Source organism: Proteus sp. ZN5 (assembly GCF_011046025.1).
Lineage (GTDB): Bacteria > Pseudomonadota > Gammaproteobacteria > Enterobacterales > Enterobacteriaceae > Proteus.
In genome coordinates this window covers 3649750-3675011 of the sequence record NZ_CP047639.1, presented here as the reverse complement: position 1 = coordinate 3675011, position 25262 = coordinate 3649750, and the positions used below count along the sequence as shown (strand labels likewise).

Genomic DNA, 25262 nt, shown 5'->3' with positions numbered 1-25262 from the left:
CTTGATACTGTATGATTATACAGTATAATAAATTTCAACAAGCAAAATCATATACGTTTTAATGGTAGTGACCCATATTTATGCTTCACTGCCCAGAGGGAGATAACATGGCTATTGATGAAAACAAACAAAAAGCATTGGCCGCAGCACTTGGTCAAATTGAAAAGCAATTTGGTAAAGGGTCTATCATGCGTCTGGGTGAAGATCGTTCCATGAACGTTGAAACCATCTCTACGGGTTCTTTATCATTAGACGTTGCTTTAGGTGCTGGTGGTTTACCACGTGGTCGTATTGTTGAAATCTATGGCCCAGAATCTTCTGGTAAAACTACGTTAACTCTACAAGTTATCGCAGCTGCTCAACGTGAAGGCAAAATTTGTGCATTTATCGATGCTGAGCACGCTTTAGATCCTATCTATGCTAAAAAACTGGGCGTAGATATTGATAACCTGCTGTGTTCTCAGCCTGATACTGGTGAACAAGCCTTAGAAATTTGTGATGCATTATCTCGTTCTGGTGCTGTTGATGTTATCGTTGTTGACTCCGTTGCCGCTTTAACACCAAAAGCAGAAATCGAAGGCGAAATTGGTGATTCACACGTTGGTTTAGCGGCTCGTATGATGAGCCAAGCTATGCGTAAATTAGCGGGTAACCTGAAAAACTCCAACACATTACTTATTTTCATCAACCAAATTCGTATGAAAATCGGTGTTATGTTTGGTAACCCAGAAACCACAACAGGCGGTAATGCACTTAAATTCTACGCTTCTGTTCGCTTAGATATTCGTCGTATCGGTTCTGTTAAAAACGGCGATGAAGTTGTTGGTAGTGAAACTCGCGTTAAAGTAGTGAAAAACAAAATTGCAGCGCCATTTAAACAAGCTGAATTCCAAATTATGTATGGCGAAGGTATTAATACCTTTGGCGAACTGATTGATTTAGGTGTTAAACATAAATTGGTAGAGAAAGCGGGAGCATGGTACAGCTACAATGGTGAGAAAATTGGTCAAGGTAAAGCCAATGCAACAACTTACCTAAAAGAACACCCTGAAATGTACGATGAGTTAAATACTAAATTACGTGAAATGTTATTAAATCATGCTGGCGAATTTACTAGCGCAGCTGATTTTACTAACAATAGCGATGATGCGGCAGATATTGAAGAAAAAGAAGAATAATTCTTTTGCCAATGCCTAAACTAAATCGCTAAATTAAATGTGTATTAAAACAAATTACGATTATCGTAGTTGTAAAACACTAGTCATTTAATGTGATTTAACTCACTTAAAAAGGAAGCTCTAAAAAGGCTTCCTTTTTGCTATATGTCGTATTTTTTATTCAAAATAAGGTTAAAATTAGTCTTATTTTGTTTTCTTCCTATAAAAAATAGCCTTTAACACTACTTTATTTAATATAACGATATTTTTTACTAATCTATTTTTTATAGTTGTATGAAATTTTATATAGTGAAATTTTGGTGATATATCCTTACCAATAATTAATCTAAATAAGAATCATTACGATAATCTGGTTGCACCAGATAGTAAATAATTGACATATAAAGATAAATATCTTCAAGATATTTGGATCTAATTTAAATTGTATTTAAAGGTTTGTTGAGATGTAAGGTGAATTTTATACTGACAAGCGCTTTTATTTTAGTAAGTTATCGTGCTCTTAATATCTTATTTAAGTAATGGTGCTTATGTGTTTATGACTAGTTGCCATGAGAAAAAGAGATTATTTGGAGAAAAGAAACGTATAGAGAGTAGTTCCATAAAAAATCAGTAATAACAAATACTTTTTAATAATTACAAAATGAAAATACTTTAAGTGGTTAACATTTTCCAAGATAATTGCTCTTAAATAGAGAAAAGACCCATTCTCAGATAACAATCCCACTTTCAGAAAAAAACTAGACGATTTACAATGTCAACACGAATAAGTTTATCGGGGGTTTTACTTCTGACAGAAGAAATTCTATCTTATCCCTACTTATGTATTCGTTGGCTAAGTAGAGGTAACAATAAACCTCCTCTAACTAGATTTCTAATTTCTGTTTTTCCAGCTTGATTTCGGGATAATTATGAGCAAAAGCACCGCTGAGATCCGTCAGGCGTTTCTCGACTTTTTTCATACTAAAGGACATCAAATAGTACCTAGCAGTTCTTTGGTTCCAAATAACGATCCAACATTGCTGTTTACAAACGCAGGGATGAACCAATTCAAAGATGTATTTCTTGGATTGGATAATAGACCTTATTCCCGAGCGACAACCGCGCAACGCTGTGTGCGCGCAGGTGGTAAACATAACGATTTAGAAAATGTGGGTTATACCGCTCGTCACCATACCTTCTTTGAAATGCTAGGTAATTTCAGCTTTGGTGACTATTTCAAACATGATGCGATCAATTTTGCTTGGGAATTATTAACAAGCAAAGAGTGGTTCAACTTACCTAAAGAAAGACTTTGGGTAACGGTATATGCCACCGATGATGAAGCTTATGATATTTGGAATAAAGAAATTGGTATTCCAGCAGAAAGAATAATCCGTATTGGTGATAACAAAGGCGCACCATTTGCATCAGATAACTTCTGGCAAATGGGTGATACAGGCCCTTGTGGACCTTGTACAGAAATATTTTATGATCATGGTGACCACATTTGGGGTGGACCTCCTGGATCACCAGAAGAAGACGGCGATCGCTATATTGAGATCTGGAACATCGTCTTCATGCAATTTAACCGTAAATCAGACGGTACAATGGACCCATTACCAAAACCTTCTGTTGATACTGGTATGGGATTAGAGCGTATTACGGCTGTTTTACAGCATGTAAACTCTAACTATGACATTGATTTATTCCGCTTGTTAATTGAATCAGTTGCTAAAGCTACTAATGCATCTGATTTAAGTAATAAATCATTACGTGTTATTGCAGACCACATTCGTTCTTGTTCATTCCTTATTTGCGACGGTGTTATTCCTTCTAACGAAGGTCGTGGCTATGTATTGCGTCGTATTATTCGTCGTGCAGTACGTCATGGTTATATGCTTGGCGCAAAAGACACCTTCTTCTATAAGTTAGTAGCTCCATTAATTGAAGTTATGGCAGAAGCTGGTGAAGAATTAAAACGTCAACAAACTATCGTTGAAAAAGTATTAAAAACGGAAGAAGAGCAGTTTGCTCGTACATTAGAACGTGGTCTTCAACTATTAGATGAAGAGCTTGCTCAATTAACAGATGACGTTCTTCCGGGTGAAACTGCTTTCCGTCTTTATGATACTTATGGTTTCCCTATCGATTTAACTGCCGATGTTTGTCGTGAAAGAAATATCAAAGTTGATGAAAAAGGTTTTGAAATCGCGATGGAAGAGCAACGTAAACGTGCTCGTGAATCCAGTGGTTTTGGTACTGACTATAATAGTTTAATTAAAGTGGATAGCCGCAGTGAGTTCTCTGGTTATGATCATGATGAACAGCAGGGCACAATTACCGCTATTTTCCATAATGGGCAATCAGTCACTGAATTAAAAGCAGGTGAAGAAGGTATTATCTTCTTAAATAAAACTGCATTTTATGCAGAGTCTGGTGGTCAGGTTGGTGATAAAGGTGTACTAACAGGCAAAGATAGTCTGTTTGAAGTCACAGATACGCAAAAATACGGTAAAGCTATTGGTCATATTGGTAAAGTTAACGTAGGGTCATTTATTGTTAACCATAAAATCAATGCCACTATCGATATTGCTCGTCGTGACGCTATTCGTTTAAATCACTCTGCGACGCACTTATTGCACGCAGCATTACGCCAAGTTCTGGGTACGCATGTTACTCAAAAAGGTTCTTTAGTTAACGATAAATATCTGCGTTTTGACTTTTCTCATTTTGAAGCGGTTAAACCAGAACAATTACGACAAATTGAAGACATTGTAAATGCGCAAATCCGTCTTAACTCACCAGTTGTCACTGAGTTAATGGATCTTGAAGACGCAAAAGAAAAAGGTGCAATGGCACTCTTTGGTGAAAAATACGATGAACGAGTTCGTGTTTTAACCATGGGGGACTTCTCTACTGAGCTTTGTGGCGGTACTCACGCTTCTAGAACGGGTGATATTGGTTTATTCCGCATTGTCAGTGAGTCAGGTACGGCAGCAGGTATTCGTCGTATTGAGGCGATTACTGGTATTGCAGCAATTGAGAGTATTCATGAACAATCAGATCTTATCTCTCTTGTTGCACAAGTTCTAAAAAGCGATGGTACAAACTTGGTCGAAAGAATCAAAACAGTCCAAGAAAAACATCGTTTATTAGAAAAAGAACTTCAACAACTAAAAGATCAGCAAGCTGCTCAGGAGAGTTCCTCTTTAGGTGGCCAAGCTAAAAACGTGAAAGGTATCAAACTTTTAGTTCGTGAGCTTAATGGTGTTGAGCCAAAAATGTTAAGAACAATGGTTGATGATTTAAAAAATCAATTAGGTTCTGCAATTATTGTGCTTTCTACTATTTCTGATGGTAAAGTGAGCTTAATTGTTGGGGTCACTAAAGATTTAACTGCTAAAGTTAAAGCTGGTGAGCTAATTAGTTTTGTAGCACAGCAAATTGGCGGTAAAGGTGGCGGTCGCCCTGATATGGCTCAAGCTGGTGGTACTGACGTTGAAGCCTTACCCGCAGCTTTGGCAAGTGTTGACGAGTGGGTTGAATCGCATCTATAAGCGATAGCAACCTGAAAAAAGGCGCTATCCCTGTTTGTATAGGGATAACGCCTTATAGAGATATTGGTAATCCGTTAAATAATCAATCACTAAATTTATATTTTGTTATGAAGTATGAGTTACTTGTGATAAATAATGATTATACGAATTGACAATGTATGATGGATAATGGCCGGGAAATTCTAGAGACCCGACTCTTGTAAATTTTCAAGGAGCAAAGAATGCTTATTCTAACTCGTCGAGTTGGTGAAACGCTTATGATAGGCGATGATGTGACCGTAACCGTTTTAGGGGTTAAAGGTAATCAGGTACGGATTGGCGTAAACGCACCCAAAGAAGTATCTGTCCATCGTGAAGAGATCTATCAACGAATTCAGGCCGAGAAAACTCAGCCTACTGATAACTACTAAACCAATTCCTATTTTTAGTTAGTTACAATTCATTCGTAAGCGTCCACACTTTTGCCGGGTTTGGGCGCTTTTCTCTTTATAAGACTTTTGATTCCTTTCTTTGTTCCTATCTTTGCTCTTCTTGAGCTGTATTTATTATTGCACTATCCGTTTATTCTGATTGACAGAATTGAAAGTCTTTTTACCTCTAATCATTCGCTTCACAATTATTTGCTGAGTGAATAAATTTATTTACTAAGAGAATAAAATACTTGAATGATTTTTCATCAGCGATATCATTGTGTTTAGGACTTTTTTAGCCAATCTTGATGATAAACGCATCAGTTTGTTTGTGAAGTGTTCAAACAAACGTATATTCGTAAAAAGTTGAGAAAAATTGTTTGACTTCTTAGGCTGAGAAAGTAATATGTGCGCCACACAGAGACGAGATGTTCAGTAAGAACTTCTTCGAGTGGTTCTAAATATGGTGAGATGGCCGAGAGGCTGAAGGCGCTCCCCTGCTAAGGGAGTATGCGGTCAAAAGCTGCATCGAGGGTTCGAATCCCTCTCTCACCGCCATTTAGATTTGCATCCTTAGCTCAGCTGGATAGAGTACTCGGCTACGAACCGAGCGGTCGGAGGTTCGAATCCTCCAGGATGCACCATATTCCAACCCCATGATTAATGTATGGGGTTTTTATTTTGGTGCAAATGGTGAATAATTTGCATTAAAAGCGTAAAGTATTACAACGGCGCATCCTTAGCTCAGCTGGATAGAGTACTCGGCTACGAACCGAGCGGTCGGAGGTTCGAATCCTCCAGGATGCACCATATTCCAACCCCATGATTAATGTATGGGGTTTTTATTTTGGTGCAAATGGTGAATAATTTGCATTAAAAGCGTAAAGTATTACAACGGCGCATCCTTAGCTCAGCTGGATAGAGTACTCGGCTACGAACCGAGCGGTCGGAGGTTCGAATCCTCCAGGATGCACCATCTCATTACTCAGATTGCCAATTGCAATATGAGCAGCTAGAAAGATAACTACGACGCATCCTTAGCTCAGCTGGATAGAGTACTCGGCTACGAACCGAGCGGTCGGAGGTTCGAATCCTCCAGGATGCACCATCTTTTATTAGATACCTTCGTTTAATTATTTCTAGCAAAAACGTCAGACCTGCATCCTTAGCTCAGCTGGATAGAGTACTCGGCTACGAACCGAGCGGTCGGAGGTTCGAATCCTCCAGGATGCACCATCTTAAAAGCCTCGCTACTGCGAGGCTTTTTGCTTTCTAGCTTCTCTTATTTTTCATCATATAACGTCTTTGTTTAGCACCAACTAACAATGCTAACATCATCTAATCAGCGACAATTTAGTGACTTTGCGATAAAGTAACTCCTATCTATTTACTAACATCAATCAACGCGGGAGGTCACCTTTGATCCCGGACGTATCAAAAGCGCTTTCTTGGTTGGAAGCACACCCTAAAGTTTTATGTGGCATCCACCGTGGTATAGAGCGTGAAACCTTAAGAGTTACGCCAGAAGGCAATTTAGCATCGACAGAGCATCCTATTTCATTAGGTAAATCATTAACTCATAAATGGATCACGACTGATTTTGCAGAGTCTCTATTAGAGTTTATTACACCTGTTGATGACAACATTGCACATACCCTGCATTTTTTAGGTGATTTACACCGCTATACAGCACGTCACTTAGATAATGAACGTATGTGGCCTATGAGTATGCCTTGTTTTATTGAAGCTGAAGATAAGATTACGCTGGCTCAATTTGGCACATCTAATGTTGGGCGTTTTAAAACACTCTACCGTGAAGGGCTTAAAAATCGTTATGGTGCGTTAATGCAAACTATTTCAGGTGTGCATTACAACTTCTCTTTGCCTATCGAGTTTTGGCAAGCATGGGCAAATGTAAAAGATGAAGAGAGTGGAAAAGAGGCGATTTCAGACGGTTATTTACGTCTTATTCGCAACTACTACCGCTTTGGCTGGATCATTCCATTCTTCTTTGGTGCATCACCAGCAATTTGTGGATCTTTCTTGAGAGGAAGAGAAACGAATCTACCATTTGAAAGCACGCCTAAAGGCGCGAAGTATTTGCCTTATGCAACTTCATTACGTTTAAGTGATTTAGGGTATACCAATAAATCTCAAAGCGATTTAGATATCACCTTTAATCATCTTGAAACATATGTCAAAGGGCTGAAAAAAGCGATTCATAAACCTTCTGAAGAGTTTGCTAAATTAGGTGTTAAGAAAGACGGTGAGTATATTCAGTTAAACACCAATGTGTTACAAATTGAAAATGAACTCTATGCACCTATTCGTCCTAAGCGTGTGGTTAAAGGTGATGAATCACCTTCTGATGCATTATTACGTGGTGGTATTGAATATATCGAAGTTCGCTCACTCGATATCAATCCATTTACGCCAATTGGTGTTGATGAAACTCAAATTCGTTTCCTTGATTTATTTCTGATCTGGTGTGTATTAGCTGATGCTCCAGAGATGAGTGCCTCTGAATTAGCATGCTGCCGTTCAAATTGGAATAACGTTATTCTAGAAGGGCGTAAGCCGGGTCAAGTTATTGGAATGGGTTGTGGCGAAAGAAAAGAGCCACTAGCACAAGTTGGTAAAGCCTTGTTTGCTGATTTAGAACGTGTTGCTAACGTTCTTGATTGTTGTTCAGGCACTAAATATATGGAAGTTTGCGTTAAGTTAGAGGAAATGTTCGATAATCCTGAATTAACCTTCTCTGGCAGACTTTTAGACAAAATTAAAACGCAAGGCATTGGTGGTTTCGGCTTGTCTTTAGCTGAAGAATATTACCAAGAATTAATTAAAACACCTTATGAAACGTTAACTGATGAAGCTTTTGAACATGAGAGAATTTCATCCATAAAACGTCAAGAAGAGTTAGAAAAGAGTGATACCATTTCTTTTGATGAGTATTTGAAGATCCATGCGGGGACAAACGCCGATAACGTGGCTTCCTAAACTTAGATAGAAAAAAGCCACACTAAGATTTGTGTGGCTAAAAAATTCTATAGAGAAATAGGGATGATAACAATTTGCGCGTATTCATTACTAAGACCGGGCTACTTGCAGAAAGTTTCATTTTTTCTTAAAAATATTTAAATTTTTCTTAGGAGGTTTTTTATGCCTTTATTGGATAGCTTTACTGTTGACCATACTCGTATGTCAGCACCTGCTGTACGCGTTGCTAAAACGATGAAAACGCCATCAGGTGATACCATCACGGTATTTGATTTACGTTTTACTGTGCCTAATAAAAAAGCCATGCCTGAGAAAGGAATTCATACATTAGAGCATCTGTTCGCTGGATTTATGCGTAACCATCTTAATGGTAATGGTGTTGAGATAATTGATATTTCCCCAATGGGATGCCGTACAGGCTTCTACATGAGCTTAATTGGGCAACCAGAAGAGCAACGTGTAGCTAATGCATGGAAAGCCGCAATGGAAGATGTTCTGAAAGTAAAAGATCAAAACCATATCCCAGAGCTGAACGTGTACCAATGTGGTACCTATGAAATGCATTCACTGACAGAAGCTCAAGATATTGCACGCGATATTTTATCTCATAGCATTGGCATTAATCATAACGATGAATTAGCACTGCCTGAAGAGACTTTAAAAGAGCTGCATATCTAAGCGATAGTCAATTCATGACGTTAGGGGACAATAGATCAGAAAATTCGCATTCTGATTTATTGTCTCTTTTTTATTTCTATCTCCTTTATTATTTTTCTTTTCTCTACTCCATTGTTTTATTTTCTTATCTTCTTATATTGTTAGCACAGTAATGGATTAAATTTATGCTTAATACACGGAGTACACTTCTGTTATGGAAAATCACAAATTCTCATCACCTAAATTAGTGTTAGAGTTTTTTGTTCGAGAATTTTATTTTGTAGGTAAAGGCACATTACGTACTCAATTTCCTAAAGATGCCTTTTTCTACCAGGGGCGTTCTAAAGCACTTGAATATCGTTACTTAGAACGAGTTCACAAAAAGTATGTTAAACGCACTCAGTGCGAACCAGAGCTTATTATCAAGCCTGATTCGTTACTGTTATCGTCTGAACTCAATTCTGAATTATTTGCTAAGATCACTAAACCACAAACAAACACCATAATGAAAATAAGTGGTGATTATCTTTATAAAGAAAAAGATGAAGAGAAATATCGCTGGTATTTTCAACAAGATGAAATTAAAACAAACAGTTATAGTGGTGATAATTCACAGTTAAAATATGAAAATATTCGTGGCTTAGCACCTCATCATTTTAATATTGAAGCGATAAACGATGAAGGGGCGCTTATTACTAATTTTCCGCGCAAGTCTCTTTCTCTTACTTTGAATAAAGGAGAGACGGCATGTTTTATTTGTAGGCGTGAAGAGTATGGCGCTGATTATTCTTATCAGCCTTCATTAAATTTAGTTATGTGGGTCAAGAATCATGGTTTTTATTCTGATTATCAACAATTAAATCCTACAAATCTAATACAAGAACAAGCAATAGAGCCGTTCTATATGAAACCAGCCAGAGAGTTTGATTTTCGTAATAGCAAATTACGGTTTGAACTAGGGTAAACTGCAAAAAATAAAGCGCCTTAGAAGGCGCTTTATTTTGTATTTACTAATGATGTGGGATTGAAAGGTGACGAATTAACGCCTTTTTGATGACATTATCCTGAACTTCAAGTATTTCAAATTCGTAGTCACTCACTTTTATTTTATTACCGACAACAGGTAAGTCACCTAGCTCTTCAATAATGACACCATTGATTGTTCGAGCTTCATCTTCAGGTAAATGCCAACCAAAAGCTTTATTGATATCTCGAATATTTGTTGTGCCATCAACTAATAATGAACCGTCTTTTTGAGGAATAACTTCTTCTGCTAAAGAAGGAGACATCGAGGTAGTGAAGTCTCCTACGATCTCTTCAAGAATATCTTCAACGGTTACTAAACCTTGAATTTCACCATATTCATCAACCACAACACCCGCTTTTTCATTATTACGTTGGAAGTTGACGAGTTGCAGGTTTAACGGTGTGCTTTCTGGAATAAAATAGATTTTATCGGCAGCTTTCATCAGAATTTGTTTGGTAAACTCTTTTTTCTCAGTCATTAAGCGATAAGCTTCTCGTACTCGCAACATACCAATCGCATCGTCAAGCGTATCACGATAAAGCACTATTCGACCGTGAGGAGAATGAGTTAACTGTCTTACGATAGATTTCCATTCGTCATTGACATCAATACCAAAAATCTCATTTCTTGGTACCATAATATCGCCAATCGTCACTTTTTCTAAATCCAAAATCGACAGTAACATATTTTGATTTCGTTGAGAAAGCTTTGATTTAGACTCATTAACGATTGTTCTCAGCTCTTCTTTTGAGACCGCATTTCCTTGTATTATCGGCGATTTAATTCCAAAGATACGCATCAGTATTAATGTAATTTTATTAAAAAACCAAACAATAGGTAGCATCAGTTTTTGCAAAGGAGAGAGAATAATACTACTTGGATAAGCAACGCGCTCTGGATAAAGTGCTGCAATTGATTTTGGAAGCACTTCAGCAAAAATAAGGATAATAAAGGTCAGTACACCAGTGGCTATTGCTACACCCGCATCACCGTATAAACGCATACCAACAATAGTAGCTAGTGCAGACGCAACAATATTAATCAGATTATTGCCAATCAATACTAAACTAATCAATCTGTCAGGACGTTGTAATAATTTTTCCACACGTTTTGCAGAGCGATTTCCTTGTTTTGCAGCATGACGAAGACGATAGCGGTTAATCGTCATCATACTGGTTTCAGTCCCAGAAAAATAAGCTGAGGCAATAATCATACATACAAGTATGATAATGAGCGTAGTTGTCGACACATACTCCAAAATTGAGATCCTTTTGCTACCCTAAAATAGAAAATTAATTAAGCACTAACTCTTGTAATAAACGATTACCAAAGAAAGCTAATGTTAAAATAATAGCGCCAATCAAATTAAAGATAATGACTTTCTTTCCTCTCCATCCTTCTCGGAAATGCCCCCATAATAAAATGATGTAAACAAACCAAGCAATGATAGAGAAAATAGATTTATGGATATTTTCTTTACCAAAAATATTATCCATATAAACCAAACCAGTACATAAGGTCAGTGTCAGTAATACCACACCCACTTGTGTGATATGAAACATTTTACGCTCAATTGACATTAATGGTGGCATTTGAGGTGAGAATTTTAGTTTCTTATTTTTTAGTTGATAGTCAAGCCAACTAAGTTGTAATGCATATAAAGCAGCAATTAACAGTGTGGCATAACTTAATAAAGCCAGCCCAATATGAATAAAGAGTGATGTGCTACTTTCAAGATGTGTAACAAATTCACCCGGCATCAGTGCTGCAATAATCAGATTGACTATTGAGAAACAATAAACAATAGGCAGTAAGAACCATGCACGTCCACGGGAAGCCACAATCGTCATAATAACGCAGACCATCAGGCTAACAATCGCACCTAGATTGGTGAGTGAAAGATTCTGCCCGCTGTGGGGACGGAAAATTAAAAATTTTAATGAAATGGCATGTGCAACAAGTGCAATTACCGCAAATAGTAGAGCTAATCCACGGTATCCATTCTGCTCTTTTCGTAACAGACCGGGCAAAAACAGCACCAGACTGAGTAAATAAGCGCAGACAGCGACGATAGAGATTGATATAACGGGCATAGTTTCGCTTACATATATTGTTTGAATAACTTCCTAGTATAGCGCTAGGAGCATACGGCTCCAACTATTGAAGTCATTAAGCTTAAATCTCTATGCAGAGATCCGCGAGTCATCGTGATATAATCGGTGGCATACATGACCGATAAGCCCAACTTTAACACTGAGCTAAGATAATGTTTGAGAATTTAAGTGACAGACTATCGCGCACATTGCGCAATATAAGCGGTCGAGGAAGACTGACCGAAGAAAACATTAAAGAGACATTGCGTGAAGTACGTATGGCTTTATTAGAAGCTGACGTTGCTTTACCTGTGGTTCGTGATTTTATTGCGCGCGTCAAAGAGAGCGCAGTAGGGCATGAAGTTAACAAAAGCCTGACACCGGGTCAGGAGTTTGTGAAGATTGTTCAAAATGAACTCGTCAATGCGATGGGGGAAGTGAATACTGACCTTGATCTATCAGCACAACCGCCAGCTGTTGTGTTAATGGCTGGTTTACAAGGTGCCGGTAAAACGACCAGTGTCGCAAAATTAGGTAAATTCTTAAAAGAGAAAAAGAAGAAAAAAGTTCTTGTTGTTTCTGCTGACGTTTATCGCCCAGCAGCGATTAAACAGCTTGAAACGTTAGCCGAAACGGTTGGCATTGATTTCTTCCCTTCTACTGTTCAAGAAAATCCAGTCACAATTGCAAGTAATGCATTAAAACATGCACAACTTCAATTCTATGATGTATTGCTGGTGGATACAGCAGGTCGTTTACACGTAGATGAAGGCATGATGGAAGAAATCCAACTCCTCCATAAAGCCATTAATCCAGTTGAAACCCTGTTTGTTGTTGACGCCATGACGGGTCAAGATGCGGCAAATACAGCAAAAGCATTTAATGAAGCACTGCCATTAACAGGGGTTGTATTAACCAAAGTTGATGGTGATGCGCGCGGTGGTGCGGCATTATCAATCCGCCATATCACTGGTAAGCCAATTAAATTCCTCGGTGTTGGGGAAAAAACAGAAGCCTTAGAACCTTTCCACCCAGATCGTATCGCCTCTCGTATTTTGGGAATGGGTGATGTTCTGTCTTTGATTGAAGACATTGAAAGCAAAGTTGATAGAGCTCAGGCTGAAAAGCTAGCGACAAAACTTAAAAAAGGTGATGGCTTTGATCTAAATGATTTCTTAGATCAATTAAAGCAAATGAAGAACATGGGCGGCATGGCGAGTATGTTAAGCAAAATGCCGGGTATGTCTCAGGTGCCAGATGCAGTAAAATCACAAATGGATGATTCAATTTTAGTGAAAATGGAAGCGATTATTAACTCCATGACTAAAAAAGAACGTCAAAAACCGGAAATCATCAAAGGTTCCAGAAAACGCCGTATTGCAGCAGGTTCAGGAACACAAGTGCAAGACGTCAACCGTTTGTTAAAACAGTTTGATGATATGCAACGCATGATGAAAAAAATGAAAAAAGGTGGCATGGCTAAGATGATGCGTAGCATGAAAGGTATGATGCCACCTGGATTCCCAGGCCGATAAAATCAAAAAGCCTGAAAAAAAACGTGCTTTGGATTGCTTTTTTCGCCAAAGTGAGTAAACTTTTCGGGCTTTTTATATGACAACCGGACTCCGTTCCTCGATGGCGTCTGGTTGTTTTATTAACTAATGAGGATGTTATGGTAACAATTCGTTTAGCTCGTGGCGGCGCAAAAAAGCGTCCGTTTTACCAAGTAGTAGTAACCGATAGCCGCAATGCGCGTGATGGTCGTTTCATTGAGCGTGTAGGCTTTTATAACCCACTGGCAACCGGTAATGCAGAAGAATTACGTTTAGACGTAGACCGTGTTGAACACTGGGTTGCTCAAGGCGCAACAGTTTCAGAACGTGTTGCTGGCCTGATCAAATCAGCGAAGAAAAGCGCTTAATCTGTCGCGGTGGTAACAATGAGCGAACAAAAAACCTTAAAAGAGCCTGTAGAACCTATTGTTATGGGTAAGTTGGGCTCACCTTACGGGATCCGTGGTTGGCTCAGAGTTTTTTCCTCCACCGAACACGCCGAAAACATTTTTGAATATCAACCGTGGTTTATTCAGCGTCATGGACAGTGGGAAACCATTGAAATTGAAAGTTGGAAACATCACAACCAAGATATTATCGTCAAGCTAAAAGGTATTGATGACAGAGATGCGGCCAATTTCCTGACTAATTTTGAAATTGTCGTGAATACTTCGCAACTTCCAGAACTTGAAGGTGAATATTACTGGAAAGATCTAATGGGTTGCCATGTAGAAACTGATAAAGGCTACGATCTAGGTGTCGTTACAGACATGATGGAAACGGGCTCAAATGATGTCTTGGTAATTAAAGCAAATCTGAAAGATGCGTTCGGTATCGGGGAACGGTTAGTTCCGTTTCTTGATGGGCAGGTTATCAAGAAAGTCGATCTCTCAGCGAAAAAAATTATCGTTGATTGGGATCCTGGTTTTTAGATTATCCGGTTAACGGTTCTCAATAGTGGGACACAAAAATGTGGATTGGGGTAATTAGCCTATTTCCAGAAATGTTCCGCTCTATAACCGAGTACGGGGTGACTGGTCGGGCAGTGAAGCATGGTCTGCTCAATGTAGAGTGTTGGAATCCCCGAGATTTTACATACGACAGACACAATACCGTTGATGATCGTCCTTATGGCGGTGGTCCCGGTATGTTGATGATGGTTCAACCTTTAAGGGAAGCCATTCATCAAGCGAAAGCTGCGGCAGGTGATGGAGCAAAGGTGATTTATTTATCACCTCAGGGACGCAAACTCGATCAACAAGGAGTTTGTGAACTGGCTACAAATGAGAAGCTAATTCTAGTTTGTGGTCGGTATGAAGGTATAGACGAGCGTGTCATTCAGACTGAAATCGATGAAGAGTGGTCTGTAGGTGATTACGTATTAAGTGGTGGGGAATTACCTGCCATGATAATGATAGATGCAGTAGCGCGTTTTGTACCGGGTGTTCTCGGACACGCAGCCTCTGCGAAAGAAGATTCTTTTGCTGAAGGTTTACTGGATCATCCTCACTATACTCGCCCAGAGGTTTTAGATGGTATGGAAGTTCCGGCAGTTTTACTGTCAGGCAACCATGCTCATATTAATCGCTGGCGCATGAAACAATCACTGGGTCGAACCTGGCTAAGAAGACCTGAGCTTCTGGAAAGCCTAGCTCTGACTGACGAGCAAAGAGTGCTGTTAACAGAGTTCCAACGGGAACATCTGTCAGGAACAGCAGAGTAAGTCTGACACAAGATGTCATTAATATCAGTTTACCTAGGGTAAGAGAGTTATTATGAGCAATATTATTAAACAAATCGAACAAGAACAGATGAAGCAAGATGTTCCTTCATTCCGTCCTGGTGACACTTTAGAAGTTAAAGTATGGGTTGTTGAAGGTTCTAAAAAACGTCTGCAGGCATTCGAGGGCGTGGTTATCGCTATCCGTAACCGCGGTCTGCACTCTGCATTCACTGTTCGTAAAATTTCTAATGGCGAAGGTGTTGAGCGTGTATTCCAAACTCACTCTCCAGTCGTAGATAGCATCACTGTTAAACGTCGTGGTGCGGTTCGTCAAGCTAAACTGTACTACCTGCGTGAGCGTTCAGGTAAGGCTGCTCGTATCAAAGAGCGTCTTAACGCTAAATAATACGCTTTCGCACATCCGAAAGTTATTGTTAAAAGGTCAGCATTTGCTGACCTTTTTTTATATCCCTTATATTAAAAAATATTGTTTATTAGTTTTTTCTCTCTTTTACTTCTTATATCCCCATCTTATCTATTCTTCTTATGTCGAGATTCATTAAAAGACAGTGTGTAAATTTTAATTTACATCCTTAAGTTTTAATTTAATCTTTATCACGTTATTTTCATCTCACTTAAAATTCTTAACTAATTGTTATTTATTGTTTATTTGTAATGAAGGTTATAAGTGTAAAGTTTGAATTACAATAATATTGAATTTATTGAAAATACGGATTGATTTCTTTACATCTCATGATATCTTATCTTTCAGACACACAAAAAATCACAATGACAGATATAAAAAAGGTAAAGATTATGATCATGCAAAAAGACGCACTCAATAATGTGAATATCAGCGAAGAGCTGGTTTTAATTACTCCAGAAGAGTTAAAACAAAAATACCCATTGAGTCGCAATGATCTGCATGCCATTGCTCAGTCACGTCAAACAATTTCTGAAATTGTCCAACGTCGTGATCCTCGCTTACTCGTGGTATGTGGGCCTTGTTCCATTCATGATGTCGATGTTGCGTTAGATTACGCAAAACGCCTGAAAGTCTTAGCGTCTGAATTAAGTGATAGTCTGTATATTGTGATGCGTGTCTACTTTGAAAAACCTCGTACAACCGTTGGCTGGAAAGGCTTAATTAGCGATCCATTTATGGATGGTAGCTTTGAAATGGAAAAAGGGTTACATATTGCCCGTAAGCTACTGACCGAACTTGTACAATTAGGTCTGCCTCTGGCAACTGAAGCATTAGATCCTAACAATCCACAATACTTAGGTGATTTATTTAGTTGGTCTGCAATTGGTGCTAGAACAACTGAATCTCAAACTCACCGTGAAATGGCATCAGGGCTTTCAATGCCAGTTGGATTTAAAAACGGAACAGATGGCAACTTAGATACTGCAATTAACGCCATGAAAGCGGCCTCTATGCCACACCGTTTTATGGGAATTAATCAATCAGGGCAAGTTTGTTTATTGCAAACGCAAGGTAACCCTGATGGTCATGTGATTTTACGTGGTGGTAAAACACCAAACTACCATGAAGAGGATGTTGCTCAATGCGAAGCTCACATGGTGAAAGCAGGATTAAAACCATCATTAATGATTGATTGTAGCCACGGCAACTCTAACAAAGATTTTCGTCGTCAAACGGCAGTAGTTGATTCAGTGATTGAGCAAATCACTAAAGGTAATGAATCTATCACTGGTATTATGTTAGAAAGTCATATTAATGAAGGTAATCAATCTTCAGAGCAACCTCGTAGTGATATGAAATACGGTGTCTCAGTAACAGATGCATGTATTAGTTGGGAAACAACGGAGTCAGTGTTAAGAAATTTACATGCTCAACTTTCTCCGATTTTGGCTCAGCGTGAAGCACAGTTAAAAAAAGTTAGCTAAGTTAGATAACCATAAAGAAAAAAGAGGCAAGCATAGATGGCTGAAGAATTACAAGGTTTGCGTGAGCAAATTGATCAGGTAGATAAATCACTGCTTTCTTTACTCGCAAAAAGAATGCAGCTGGTAGCTGAAGTGGGGGAAGTTAAAAATCGCCACGGCTTACCGATTTATGCACCTGATAGAGAAGCCTCCATGCTTGCTTCTCGTCGTAATGATGCACAAAAGATGGGAATTTCCCCAGAGTTAATTGAAGATGTATTACGCCGAGTAATGCGAGAATCCTATACTAAAGAAAATGATAAAGGATTTAAAACTCTCAACCCTCAACTTGGTAAAATCGTTATTGTGGGAGGAAATGGGAAAATGGGTAAACTATTTTCTCGTTTGTTTACACTCTCTGGCTATCAAGTTGAAAGCTTAGAAGCGGATGAATGGCAAACTAAATCGCCTGCTATTTTTGATGATGCAGGAATGGTGATTGTCAGTGTACCTATTCATTTAACTGTTGAGGTTATTGAAAAACTTCCTGAATTACCTGAAAACTGTTTACTTGTAGATCTCGCTTCTATTAAAAAAGCCCCTCTAGAGGCGATGTTAAAGGCACATAGTGGGCCAGTTTTGGGACTTCATCCAATGTTTGGCCCTGATGTACCTAGTTTAGCAAAACAGGTTGTGGCGTACTGTGAAGGACGAAATCATACTGCATTTGAATGGTTGTTAGAGCAGTTAATGGTATGGGGAGCAAGAATTGAGGCTATTGCGCCAGAAGAGCATGATAAAAACATGAGTTTTATTCAAGCTCTTCGACATTTTACTACTTTTGCTTATGGCCAGCATTTAGCAAAAGAAAAAGTTGATTTGGCAAGTTTACTGCGACTCTCATCACCTATTTATCGCTTAGAATTGGCAATGATAGGGCGCTTATTTGCTCAGGACCCACAACTTTATGCTGATATTATTTTGTCATCAAAAGAGAATATTGAATTAATTCGTAGATATCATCACTCATTAGGTCAAGCTATCGATCTATTAGATATAAATGCAAAGGGTGAGTTTATCCATTCATTTAATAACGTGAGTGATTGGTTTGGTGATTATGCTTCTCAATTTATGAAAGAGAGTGGTGTATTATTACAAAAAGCGAATGATAGCCGAATCTAGTTAAATTATTTGTTATATAAAAGGCCGAGCAATAAATAAATTGTTCGGCCTTTTTATTTTATTAATTATTCCATTTTTAGCTTATCGCCACTCATCATCACAAGGTGGCCAAACACAACCACTAGGATCTGAAGTATTACTATTACTTTGAGAATATTCATTTATTGATGCTCTATTTTCTTTTACTTCTTCATAAAAATGAGCGCTTGCATAATTAGTGAATAAAAATGAGAGTATTAGTATATATTTTTTATTCATAAAAGTTCCTTTTTAAATAATATGTTATAAGTCAATAGTCTTTGGGATCAGGACAAGGACTTACTGTGCAACGACTCAAATCTGATTGAGACGTTAATGAATAAGCGTAATAACTCTCTTGTGATTGAACTTCATCTACGTTATTAGTAAAAAATAGACTTAAAATCAGTATGATAAAAGTATTCATATTATCTCCCTATCATTTCAAAAATTTAATAATAGATAAAAACCACCTATTTTTATTCAGAAAATAAAAGTAGAGAAATATAAATATACATTTAAAAACAATGGGATAAATATCTAATTTTATCAATAGACTAATCCATCTTATATTTATTGTTATTTAATTGTTATTGTCGGGTTTAATTAAAGAATAATTAATGTTCGATATTGTCTTTTTATTAAAAGTTATTTGTTGATGAGATCTTAAAACTGAATGAAATTAAAAGGTATTATGAAAACTATAACAATGATCAAAAAAATGACTATAACAAATATCGTAAATTATATTTTATAAACTCTTTTTTTTGCAAGAAGTGCTAAAAACTCAATTGTATTATTTTTTATTTATATTCCGACGTGTTTTTCAAGGGGTAATTTATGGATTTTTTAATACAACTCGCCATTATATTAGTGTGTCTATTTTATGGGGCTAGGAAAGGGGGAATTGCATTAGGTTTATTAGGTGGTGTAGGTCTGGTTATTTTAGTTTTCATTTTTAAACTTCCTCCGGGAAAACCACCTGTTGATGTAATGCTAGTTATTATTGCCGTTGTTTCTGCATCAGCAACATTACAAGCATCTGGTGGGTTAGATGTTATGTTGCAAATAGCAGAAAAGTTATTACGTAAAAATCCAAAATATATTTCTATTGTTGCACCACTTGTAACTTGTACTCTTACAATATTATGTGGTACCGGACACGTTGTTTATACCATATTGCCGATTATTTATGACGTGTCGATTAAAAATAATATTCGCCCTGAAAGACCAATGGCGGCAAGTACAATTGGCTCTCAAATGGGGATTATTGCCAGCCCAGTTTCCGTTGCCGTTGTTACATTAGTCGCAATGCTCGGTGATGTAACCTTTAATGGTAAACACCTTGAGTTTTTAGATTTATTAGCAATCACTATTCCTTCAACTTTTATCGGTATTTTAGCTATTGGTATCTTTAGCTGGTTTAGAGGAAAAGACTTAGATAAAGACCAACGCTTCCAAGAATTTATTTCAGTACCTGAAAACCATGATTATGTTTATGGTGATACAGCAACGCTTCTAGATAAAAAGCTGCCAATGAAAAACTGGGTAGCAATGTGGATATTCTTAGGTGCAATTGCTGTTGTTGCAATATTAGGGGCTTTCTCTGAAATACGTCCTGTATTTAATGGTAAACCATTATCTATGGTACTCGTTATTCAGATGTTTATGTTATTAGCTGGCGCATCAATTATTATTATCTGTAAAACTAACCCTTCTCTTATTTCTAAAAATGAAGTATTCCGTTCAGGGATGATCGCAATTGTTGCTGTGTATGGTATTGCTTGGATGGCAGAAACTATGTTCTCTGCGCATATGAAAGAAATAGAAGCGGCATTGGGGCAATTAGTACGAGAATATCCTTGGGCATATGCGGTTGTCTTATTATTAGTATCTAAGTTTGTTAACTCTCAAGCGGCGGCTTTAGCTGCGATTGTTCCTTTAGCATTGGGTATTGGTGTTGATCCTGCTTATATCATCGCATCGGCACCAGCTTGTTATGGTTATTATATTCTGCCAACTTACCCTAGTGACTTAGCGGCAATTCAATTTGACCGTTCTGGTACAACTCGAATAGGGCGTTTTGTTATTAACCACAGCTTTATTCTGCCGGGATTAATTGGTGTAACAGTTTCCTGTGTCTTTGGTTGGGTATTTGCTGCGATGTATGGTTTCTTATAATTAACGTTAAATAAGAACATAAAAAAAGCCAGATAGTTGTACGCTATCTGGCTTTTATCTTTGTATGAGGTTATTTCACTTCAACAGGAACAACATTTTCTGAAGGGTAACAGCCTAATACTTTTAATGAGCGTGTTGTTTGCGATAAATCGTGTAAGGCTTTTTGCATATTGATATCACGTAAATTTGCTTGAACATCAATATAAAACATCTCTTCCCAAGGAGTGCCATTAATAGGACGTGACTCAAGTTTTGTCATAATAATGTCGTATTTTTTTAAAATCATTAATGCATCAACTAATGCACCTGCTTGTTGCCCTGTTGCCATTAAGAAGGTTGTTTTAGCAGGAACTTGGTCTGAAACATCAATCGCTTTTCGCGCAATAACGATAAAGCGAGTTACGTTTATTTGCTGGTTTGCTAAATTATTGGCTAAGGGTTTTAAACCATAAAGAGAGCCACCGGCTTCACTACCAATAGCAGCAACGTGTGGCGATTGTGCAAGAGCTACTTTTTCCATTGCAGCGGCTGTGCTTTCGCAATATTCAATCTTCCAGTTTGGATACTGATTTAAATAATGGCTACATTGTTGGAAGGGTTGAGGGTGACTATAAATAGTTTGCAATTCTTCTGTGCTGCTATCAACACTCGTTAAAAGTGCATGATTAATAGGAATGCGAATTTCCCCAACAATAGAGATGGATGTTGTTTGCAGTAAATCGTAAACATCATTAATTGCACCAGAGCTGGTATTTTCAATTGGCAGTAAACCGTAATCAGCTTGACCGGTATCGACAAGTGTAAAAATGTCGTCAAATTTCTGACAAGTACAATCAATGAAGGTATCAAAATGGCGAGCTGCATATTGACGAGCGGCAATATGTGAATAAGAGCCTTTAGGCCCTAAATAAGCAATTCTAGCTGACTCATTAGGTGTTGCATTGAGATGTTGTTGTAGGATGGCTTGTTGCGTTAAGACAGAGTCTTCAATGATCATTTGAAAAATACGACTAATATAGAAACCATCTAGCCCAACGTTTTTTCCTTTCTCAATTAATAAATCAAGTAATTCACGCTCACGATTTTTATCTCTAATAGGGCGATGTGTATTCAATTTAAATTGAGCGACATCAGCAGATAATTGGCGTCTGTTTGCTAACAACGTTAGTAATTCTGAATCTAACGTCGTGATTTTATCTCTGATTGCTAATAAATCGAGTTTTTCCATGTTTAAGCCCTATACCGTTATGTCATACCATCATAAATAAAAAAGCCTCCAGTTGGAGGCTATTGTCGTTCTTACTTTTCTTTCTGAAATGACAAAGCCTCTTAATGAAAGAGTAAAAAGAAAAAGAAGAAAGGCAAATGTGAATGTTTGTTCATTATATTGATTGGTAAATTATTTAACATATAGCTATCAAACATGATGATGTGAAAGGAGTCAAGAAAAATACAATAAAAAGCGCATCACGAGGATGCGCAGAGGCGTTTTGAGTCAGTGATTTATTCTAATTTTTAATCTTGCTTTACTATTTACATTTCATCGACAAGTAAATTCTCTTCTTTCAGGCTGTTATCAGCCCGACGAGATTCGTTTTTATGCTGAACTTTGTTTAATTGACGTTCAAGTTTTGCCAGTAAGTCATTAATTGCAACATACATATCGGCGTGTTGTGCATTAGCGACCAGTTGCCCATTTGGTGTATGAATGCTGGCATCAACACTAAAACCTTTAGGACTTTTCGTAAGAATAATATGAGGATTGATTAAATTCACCTGCCATTTATTGAGTTTAGTTAGACGGCTTTCAATGTGTTCACGTAGTGCTGGGGTAATTTCCATTTGTTTGCTAGTAATATTTATAATCATATAGTTACCTCTTTATTACTCCGTCTTCGATAACTTCAGAATATAGTGATATACAATTTAAAACATGATCAAAATCACTTTTTGTTAGATGTATGTGTAACTAGTAATAGAAACGTGACAAATGATAAATAGCTGAAAAAGACCGCTTGTTAAGTTGCATTTATTCAGTCATATTAGGAAGGTTGGGCTGATGAAAAGTAAAGACGATTTAGCTAGAAAAGAATAAAAAAACAGCAGCGATAAGCTGCTGTTTTTGATGGTGATGTTTTAGTTAGGCTGGATTTGCTGCAATCAGTGAAGCTACTTTTTCAGCTTCTTGTGTCAGACCTAATTCTTTATAAGCGTTTTCCATGTAGACAAGCGCATCACGAGTGGCTTGTGTATCAGGATAATCACGCATCATTTGCTCTACTCTATTAATAACCGCGACATAAGCCCCTCGTTTAGTATAGAATTTCGCAACAGAAAGCTCATACTTCGCTAAACGGTTTTTAAGAAAGACTAGGCGTTTGGTTGCATCGGCGACATAAAGGCTGTCTGGATAGTAACGAACTAATTGACTAAAATCTTTAAATGCCACGATTGCATGTTGAGGATCACGGTCTGAACGATCAATACCAAAGAATCCTTGTAATGCACTATCATCTAATGCTTGAGCCGTTAAGCCACGCATATAAAGAACATAGTCGATATTAGGATGGGTTGGGTTTAATCGCATAAAACGGTCGATTGCAGAAATCGCCATTGGTAGTTCTGCTGATTTATAATAAGCATAAATCAGATCGAGTTGAACTTGTTGCGAATAAGGGCCAAAAGGATAGCGATTATCGAGAGACTCTAATTGTTTGATAGCCGCTCCATAATTGCCATCTAGCAATTTTTCCTGACTGGTTGAGTAAAGCTCAGAAGGCGACATATCGGCAGTAGCGTCTTTGTCTGAACTCGAACAGCCAGCAAGTAACAGGCTTACAGTGGCCGCTGCCACCAGGTATTTAATGCGTCTCATCACGTATTGATTATCCTCTGAATAGGTTTGGGGAGTCTCTCCGTGAAGCTCCCCTGAAATCGGTTACACTATAACTCATTTTAAATGAAACGGCTGTGCCGTCAAAACACTAACTTAATTAATAGAAAATTATTTATGTCTCAACAAATACGACTTAATGCTACAGTCGCAGATTCACAGCTGGGTCAACGCTTAGATCAGGCTTTGGCCGAAATGTTCCCTGATTATTCAAGATCTCGTATAAAAGAGTGGATCTTAGACAATAGAGTGCAGGTTAACGATAAAATCATCAATAAGCCAAAAGAAAAAATGCTTGGCGGTGAAAAAATTGAAGTCGATGCCTTAATTGAAGAGGAAGTTCGCTGGGAGCCTCAGAATATTCCGTTAAATATCGTCTATGAAGATGATGATATTTTAGTTATCAATAAGCCAAGAGATCTCGTTGTACATCCTGGTGCTGGTAACCCAGATGGCACCGTATTAAATGCATTACTTTATCGCTATCCAGAGATTGCTAATGTACCTCGTGCAGGTATTGTCCACCGATTGGATAAAGATACAACAGGTTTAATGGTTGTTGCAAAAACAGTTCCTGCACAAACGCATTTAGTAGAAGCTTTACAACGTCGTGAAATCACCCGTGAGTATGAAGCTGTTGCAACAGGAAGAATGACGGCTGGTGGATTAGTGAATGAACCTATTTCTCGACATCCAACTAAACGTACTCATATGGCTGTGCACCCAATGGGTAAACCAGCAGTAACACATTATCGTGTTATGGAGCATTTCCGTGCTCATACACGTTTGCGTTTACGTTTAGAAACTGGCCGTACTCACCAAATTCGTGTTCATATGGCTCATATTCACCATGCGTTAATTGGTGATCAGCTTTATGCAGGAAGACCTCGTCCTTTAAAAGGGGCTTCAGATGAATTACGTGAAACGTTACGTTTGTTTGATAGACAAGCTTTGCACGCAACGATGCTACGTCTTTATCATCCGATAACGGGTATTGAAATGGAATGGCATGCACCATTGCCTGATGATATGGTTAAGCTTATCGATGTGCTAAAAGCTGACGTTGAACAGTTTAAAGATGAAATGGATTGGTAAATGACTTCATTGATTTTTCCAGATTGGCCACAACCTGAAAATATTGGGTCTTGCAGTACCTTGAGAGAAGGGGGGATTAGTTTGCCACCCTATAATAGCCTCAACTTAGGTACTCATGTTGGTGATAAATTGTCTGATGTCGAAGAAAATAGACGCAGACTTTGCCAACAAGCTCAACTGCCTGAAATGCCACTATGGCTTGAACAAGTTCATGGCACTCATGTTGTTACACTAAATACTGAGAAAAATAATGAAGTACAAGGTGATGCCCTTTACGCCTCTACTAAGAAAAAAGTTTGCGCAATTATGACGGCAGATTGTTTGCCTGTCCTTTTTACAACGATTGATGGAACAGAAGTTGGCGCTGCTCATGGTGGATGGCGAGGGCTTTGCCACGGTGTATTACAAAATACACTTGCGCATTTTAAAACACCTAAAGACCAAATTATGGCATGGTTAGGGCCAGCCATTGGACCAACCGCTTTTGAGGTCGGTGCAGAAGTTCGGTTGGCGTTTATCGAAAAAAATATTGCCTTTGAGCCTGCTTTTATTCCCCACAATGGTAAATACTTAGCTAATATTTATATGTTAGCGAGAATAATCTTACAGGAAAGTGGAGTAACTCAGATTTATGGTGGTGATTTTTGTACTGTAACTGATCCATCGCGCTTTTTCTCTTATAGACGAGAGCATATAACAGGGCGAATGGCATCATTAATCTGGATTAAATAAACTTCCTCTCAACGTTTTTTCTCACTTATCTCAAATATTGATAAATATTTTTGCTCAGAATTTTTATTTTGAGCTTGAATATTGTCAAAATGAC

At 38.0% G+C, this 25262-nt stretch carries 23 protein-coding genes, 6 tRNA genes and 1 other annotated feature; of the genes, 22 read left to right on the top strand and 7 right to left on the bottom strand.

All coding sequences use genetic code 11. The annotated features are described in order from the left end of the window. Window positions 1-107: 107 nt before the first annotated feature. The 12 genes from recA to GTK47_RS16915 all read left to right on the top strand — a co-directional run bounded on the left by recA (window position 108) and on the right by GTK47_RS16915 (window position 9745). Complete coding sequence (gene recA, locus GTK47_RS16970) at window positions 108-1178, top strand: recombinase RecA (protein WP_075672409.1); 1071 nt, start codon at window positions 108-110, stop codon at window positions 1176-1178. A 908-nt stretch (window positions 1179-2086) separates the two neighbouring features. Continuing rightward, window positions 2087-4714 (top strand): alanine--tRNA ligase, encoded by a 2628-nt coding sequence (gene alaS / locus GTK47_RS16965; protein ID WP_165125360.1) that lies wholly within the window; start codon window positions 2087-2089, stop codon window positions 4712-4714. 221 nt (window positions 4715-4935) lie between these two features. After that, a complete protein-coding gene (csrA, locus tag GTK47_RS16960; protein WP_004244778.1) occupies window positions 4936-5124 on the top strand; it encodes a carbon storage regulator CsrA in 189 nt (62 codons plus the stop codon). Between the two features lie 465 nt (window positions 5125-5589). Next, window positions 5590-5682: transfer RNA gene (locus GTK47_RS16955), tRNA-Ser, on the top strand. Between the two features lie 9 nt (window positions 5683-5691). Further along, a tRNA-Arg gene (locus tag GTK47_RS16950) sits at window positions 5692-5768 on the top strand. Window positions 5769-5857: 89 nt separating this feature from the next. Further along, window positions 5858-5934, top strand: a tRNA-Arg gene (locus GTK47_RS16945). Between the two features lie 89 nt (window positions 5935-6023). Then, window positions 6024-6100 (top strand) — tRNA-Arg (locus tag GTK47_RS16940). Window positions 6101-6155: 55 nt separating this feature from the next. Next, a tRNA-Arg gene (locus GTK47_RS16935) sits at window positions 6156-6232 on the top strand. 51 nt (window positions 6233-6283) lie between these two features. Beyond that, a tRNA-Arg gene (locus GTK47_RS16930) sits at window positions 6284-6360 on the top strand. Window positions 6361-6543: 183 nt separating this feature from the next. Beyond that, on the top strand, window positions 6544-8124 hold the full coding sequence (gshA, locus tag GTK47_RS16925) for a glutamate--cysteine ligase (protein ID WP_165125357.1): 1581 nt from the start codon (window positions 6544-6546) through the stop codon (window positions 8122-8124). Between the two features lie 162 nt (window positions 8125-8286). Then, window positions 8287-8802 carry an S-ribosylhomocysteine lyase gene (gene luxS, locus GTK47_RS16920; RefSeq protein ID WP_006534759.1) on the top strand — a complete coding sequence of 172 codons (516 nt, stop codon included), beginning with the start codon at window positions 8287-8289 and terminating at the stop codon, window positions 8800-8802. 193 nt (window positions 8803-8995) lie between these two features. Further along, a complete protein-coding gene (locus GTK47_RS16915) occupies window positions 8996-9745 on the top strand; it encodes a hypothetical protein (RefSeq protein WP_165125354.1) in 750 nt (249 codons plus the stop codon). 46 nt (window positions 9746-9791) lie between these two features. Here GTK47_RS16915 and GTK47_RS16910 read toward each other — a convergent pair whose 3' ends face one another. Continuing rightward, window positions 9792-11066 (bottom strand): HlyC/CorC family transporter, encoded by a 1275-nt coding sequence (locus tag GTK47_RS16910; protein ID WP_165125351.1) that lies wholly within the window; start codon window positions 11064-11066, stop codon window positions 9792-9794. A 34-nt stretch (window positions 11067-11100) separates the two neighbouring features. Next, on the bottom strand, window positions 11101-11901 hold the full coding sequence (locus tag GTK47_RS16905; RefSeq protein WP_165125348.1) for an inner membrane protein YpjD: 801 nt from the start codon (window positions 11899-11901) through the stop codon (window positions 11101-11103). Between the two features lie 173 nt (window positions 11902-12074). Here GTK47_RS16905 and ffh point away from each other — a divergent pair, with 173 nt between their 5' ends. The 7 genes from ffh (at window position 12075) to tyrA (ending at window position 18249) form a co-directional block, all read left to right on the top strand. Then, window positions 12075-13436: a signal recognition particle protein gene (gene ffh, locus GTK47_RS16900; protein ID WP_023580979.1), complete on the top strand. Its 1362-nt coding sequence runs from the start codon at window positions 12075-12077 to the stop codon at window positions 13434-13436. Between the two features lie 137 nt (window positions 13437-13573). After that, window positions 13574-13822, top strand: a complete 249-nt coding sequence (gene rpsP / locus GTK47_RS16895; RefSeq protein ID WP_004244772.1) for a 30S ribosomal protein S16 — start codon at window positions 13574-13576, stop codon at window positions 13820-13822. A gap of 18 nt (window positions 13823-13840) precedes the next feature. Continuing rightward, the gene (gene rimM, locus GTK47_RS16890) at window positions 13841-14386 is read left to right on the top strand and encodes a ribosome maturation factor RimM (protein ID WP_165125345.1); all 546 of its coding nucleotides are present in this window, start codon (window positions 13841-13843) and stop codon (window positions 14384-14386) included. A gap of 38 nt (window positions 14387-14424) precedes the next feature. Then, window positions 14425-15177 carry a tRNA (guanosine(37)-N1)-methyltransferase TrmD gene (trmD, locus tag GTK47_RS16885; protein ID WP_006534750.1) on the top strand — a complete coding sequence of 251 codons (753 nt, stop codon included), beginning with the start codon at window positions 14425-14427 and terminating at the stop codon, window positions 15175-15177. Between the two features lie 52 nt (window positions 15178-15229). Further along, a complete protein-coding gene (gene rplS, locus GTK47_RS16880) occupies window positions 15230-15583 on the top strand; it encodes a 50S ribosomal protein L19 (protein ID WP_023580978.1) in 354 nt (117 codons plus the stop codon). 410 nt (window positions 15584-15993) lie between these two features. Continuing rightward, a complete protein-coding gene (locus tag GTK47_RS16875; RefSeq protein WP_165125342.1) occupies window positions 15994-17088 on the top strand; it encodes a 3-deoxy-7-phosphoheptulonate synthase in 1095 nt (364 codons plus the stop codon). A 36-nt stretch (window positions 17089-17124) separates the two neighbouring features. Continuing rightward, window positions 17125-18249: a bifunctional chorismate mutase/prephenate dehydrogenase gene (tyrA, locus tag GTK47_RS16870; RefSeq protein ID WP_165125339.1), complete on the top strand. Its 1125-nt coding sequence runs from the start codon at window positions 17125-17127 to the stop codon at window positions 18247-18249. Between the two features lie 81 nt (window positions 18250-18330). On the opposite strand, the gene GTK47_RS16865 is transcribed toward tyrA, so the two are convergent. Together GTK47_RS16865 and GTK47_RS16860 are read right to left on the bottom strand one after the other, a co-directional pair. Beyond that, window positions 18331-18507, bottom strand: a complete 177-nt coding sequence (locus GTK47_RS16865) for a hypothetical protein (protein ID WP_165125336.1) — start codon at window positions 18505-18507, stop codon at window positions 18331-18333. Between the two features lie 31 nt (window positions 18508-18538). Further along, a complete protein-coding gene (locus GTK47_RS16860) occupies window positions 18539-18694 on the bottom strand; it encodes a hypothetical protein (protein ID WP_165125333.1) in 156 nt (51 codons plus the stop codon). A 413-nt stretch (window positions 18695-19107) separates the two neighbouring features. Between GTK47_RS16860 and GTK47_RS16855 the strand changes: the two genes are divergently transcribed. Next, window positions 19108-20448 carry an anaerobic C4-dicarboxylate transporter gene (locus GTK47_RS16855; RefSeq protein WP_165125330.1) on the top strand — a complete coding sequence of 447 codons (1341 nt, stop codon included), beginning with the start codon at window positions 19108-19110 and terminating at the stop codon, window positions 20446-20448. A 70-nt stretch (window positions 20449-20518) separates the two neighbouring features. On the opposite strand, the gene pheA is transcribed toward GTK47_RS16855, so the two are convergent. The 3 genes from pheA to bamD all read right to left on the bottom strand — a co-directional run bounded on the left by pheA (window position 20519) and on the right by bamD (window position 23323). Beyond that, window positions 20519-21676, bottom strand: coding sequence for a bifunctional chorismate mutase/prephenate dehydratase (gene pheA / locus GTK47_RS16850; RefSeq protein ID WP_165125327.1), 1158 nt, complete (start codon window positions 21674-21676; stop codon window positions 20519-20521). Window positions 21677-21711: 35 nt separating this feature from the next. After that, window positions 21712-21826: a sequence feature (Phe leader region), on the bottom strand. A gap of 155 nt (window positions 21827-21981) precedes the next feature. Continuing rightward, window positions 21982-22317 carry a ribosome-associated translation inhibitor RaiA gene (gene raiA, locus GTK47_RS16845; RefSeq protein ID WP_165125324.1) on the bottom strand — a complete coding sequence of 112 codons (336 nt, stop codon included), beginning with the start codon at window positions 22315-22317 and terminating at the stop codon, window positions 21982-21984. A gap of 271 nt (window positions 22318-22588) precedes the next feature. Next, complete coding sequence (gene bamD / locus GTK47_RS16840; RefSeq protein ID WP_075672429.1) at window positions 22589-23323, bottom strand: outer membrane protein assembly factor BamD; 735 nt, start codon at window positions 23321-23323, stop codon at window positions 22589-22591. A gap of 135 nt (window positions 23324-23458) precedes the next feature. On the opposite strand from bamD, the gene rluD reads away from it, so the two are divergent. Both rluD and yfiH read left to right on the top strand, forming a co-directional pair. Then, window positions 23459-24436 carry a 23S rRNA pseudouridine(1911/1915/1917) synthase RluD gene (gene rluD, locus GTK47_RS16835; protein WP_075672439.1) on the top strand — a complete coding sequence of 326 codons (978 nt, stop codon included), beginning with the start codon at window positions 23459-23461 and terminating at the stop codon, window positions 24434-24436. Further along, window positions 24437-25168 carry a purine nucleoside phosphorylase YfiH gene (gene yfiH, locus GTK47_RS16830; protein ID WP_165125321.1) on the top strand — a complete coding sequence of 244 codons (732 nt, stop codon included), beginning with the start codon at window positions 24437-24439 and terminating at the stop codon, window positions 25166-25168. It begins immediately after the preceding gene. Window positions 25169-25262: the final 94 nt, after the last annotated feature.

Bases quoted from the DNA above. Each gene is read 5' to 3' on its own strand.
- recA (WP_075672409.1), top strand. From the start codon at position 108: ATGGCTATTGATGAAAACAAACAAAAAGCATTGGCCGCAGCACTTGGT.
- alaS (WP_165125360.1), top strand. From the start codon at position 2,087: ATGAGCAAAAGCACCGCTGAGATCCGTCAGGCGTTTCTCGACTTTTTT.
- csrA (WP_004244778.1), top strand. From the start codon at position 4,936: ATGCTTATTCTAACTCGTCGAGTTGGTGAAACGCTTATGATAGGCGAT.
- luxS (WP_006534759.1), top strand. From the start codon at position 8,287: ATGCCTTTATTGGATAGCTTTACTGTTGACCATACTCGTATGTCAGCA.
- GTK47_RS16915 (WP_165125354.1), top strand. From the start codon at position 8,996: ATGGAAAATCACAAATTCTCATCACCTAAATTAGTGTTAGAGTTTTTT.
- GTK47_RS16905 (WP_165125348.1), bottom strand. From the start codon at position 11,901: ATGCCCGTTATATCAATCTCTATCGTCGCTGTCTGCGCTTATTTACTC.
- ffh (WP_023580979.1), top strand. From the start codon at position 12,075: ATGTTTGAGAATTTAAGTGACAGACTATCGCGCACATTGCGCAATATA.
- rpsP (WP_004244772.1), top strand. From the start codon at position 13,574: ATGGTAACAATTCGTTTAGCTCGTGGCGGCGCAAAAAAGCGTCCGTTT.
- rimM (WP_165125345.1), top strand. From the start codon at position 13,841: ATGAGCGAACAAAAAACCTTAAAAGAGCCTGTAGAACCTATTGTTATG.
- trmD (WP_006534750.1), top strand. From the start codon at position 14,425: ATGTGGATTGGGGTAATTAGCCTATTTCCAGAAATGTTCCGCTCTATA.
- rplS (WP_023580978.1), top strand. From the start codon at position 15,230: ATGAGCAATATTATTAAACAAATCGAACAAGAACAGATGAAGCAAGAT.
- GTK47_RS16875 (WP_165125342.1), top strand. From the start codon at position 15,994: ATGATCATGCAAAAAGACGCACTCAATAATGTGAATATCAGCGAAGAG.
- tyrA (WP_165125339.1), top strand. From the start codon at position 17,125: ATGGCTGAAGAATTACAAGGTTTGCGTGAGCAAATTGATCAGGTAGAT.
- GTK47_RS16865 (WP_165125336.1), bottom strand. From the start codon at position 18,507: ATGAATAAAAAATATATACTAATACTCTCATTTTTATTCACTAATTAT.
- GTK47_RS16860 (WP_165125333.1), bottom strand. From the start codon at position 18,694: ATGAATACTTTTATCATACTGATTTTAAGTCTATTTTTTACTAATAAC.
- GTK47_RS16855 (WP_165125330.1), top strand. From the start codon at position 19,108: ATGGATTTTTTAATACAACTCGCCATTATATTAGTGTGTCTATTTTAT.
- pheA (WP_165125327.1), bottom strand. From the start codon at position 21,676: ATGGAAAAACTCGATTTATTAGCAATCAGAGATAAAATCACGACGTTA.
- raiA (WP_165125324.1), bottom strand. From the start codon at position 22,317: ATGATTATAAATATTACTAGCAAACAAATGGAAATTACCCCAGCACTA.
- bamD (WP_075672429.1), bottom strand. From the start codon at position 23,323: ATGAGACGCATTAAATACCTGGTGGCAGCGGCCACTGTAAGCCTGTTA.
- rluD (WP_075672439.1), top strand. From the start codon at position 23,459: ATGTCTCAACAAATACGACTTAATGCTACAGTCGCAGATTCACAGCTG.
- yfiH (WP_165125321.1), top strand. From the start codon at position 24,437: ATGACTTCATTGATTTTTCCAGATTGGCCACAACCTGAAAATATTGGG.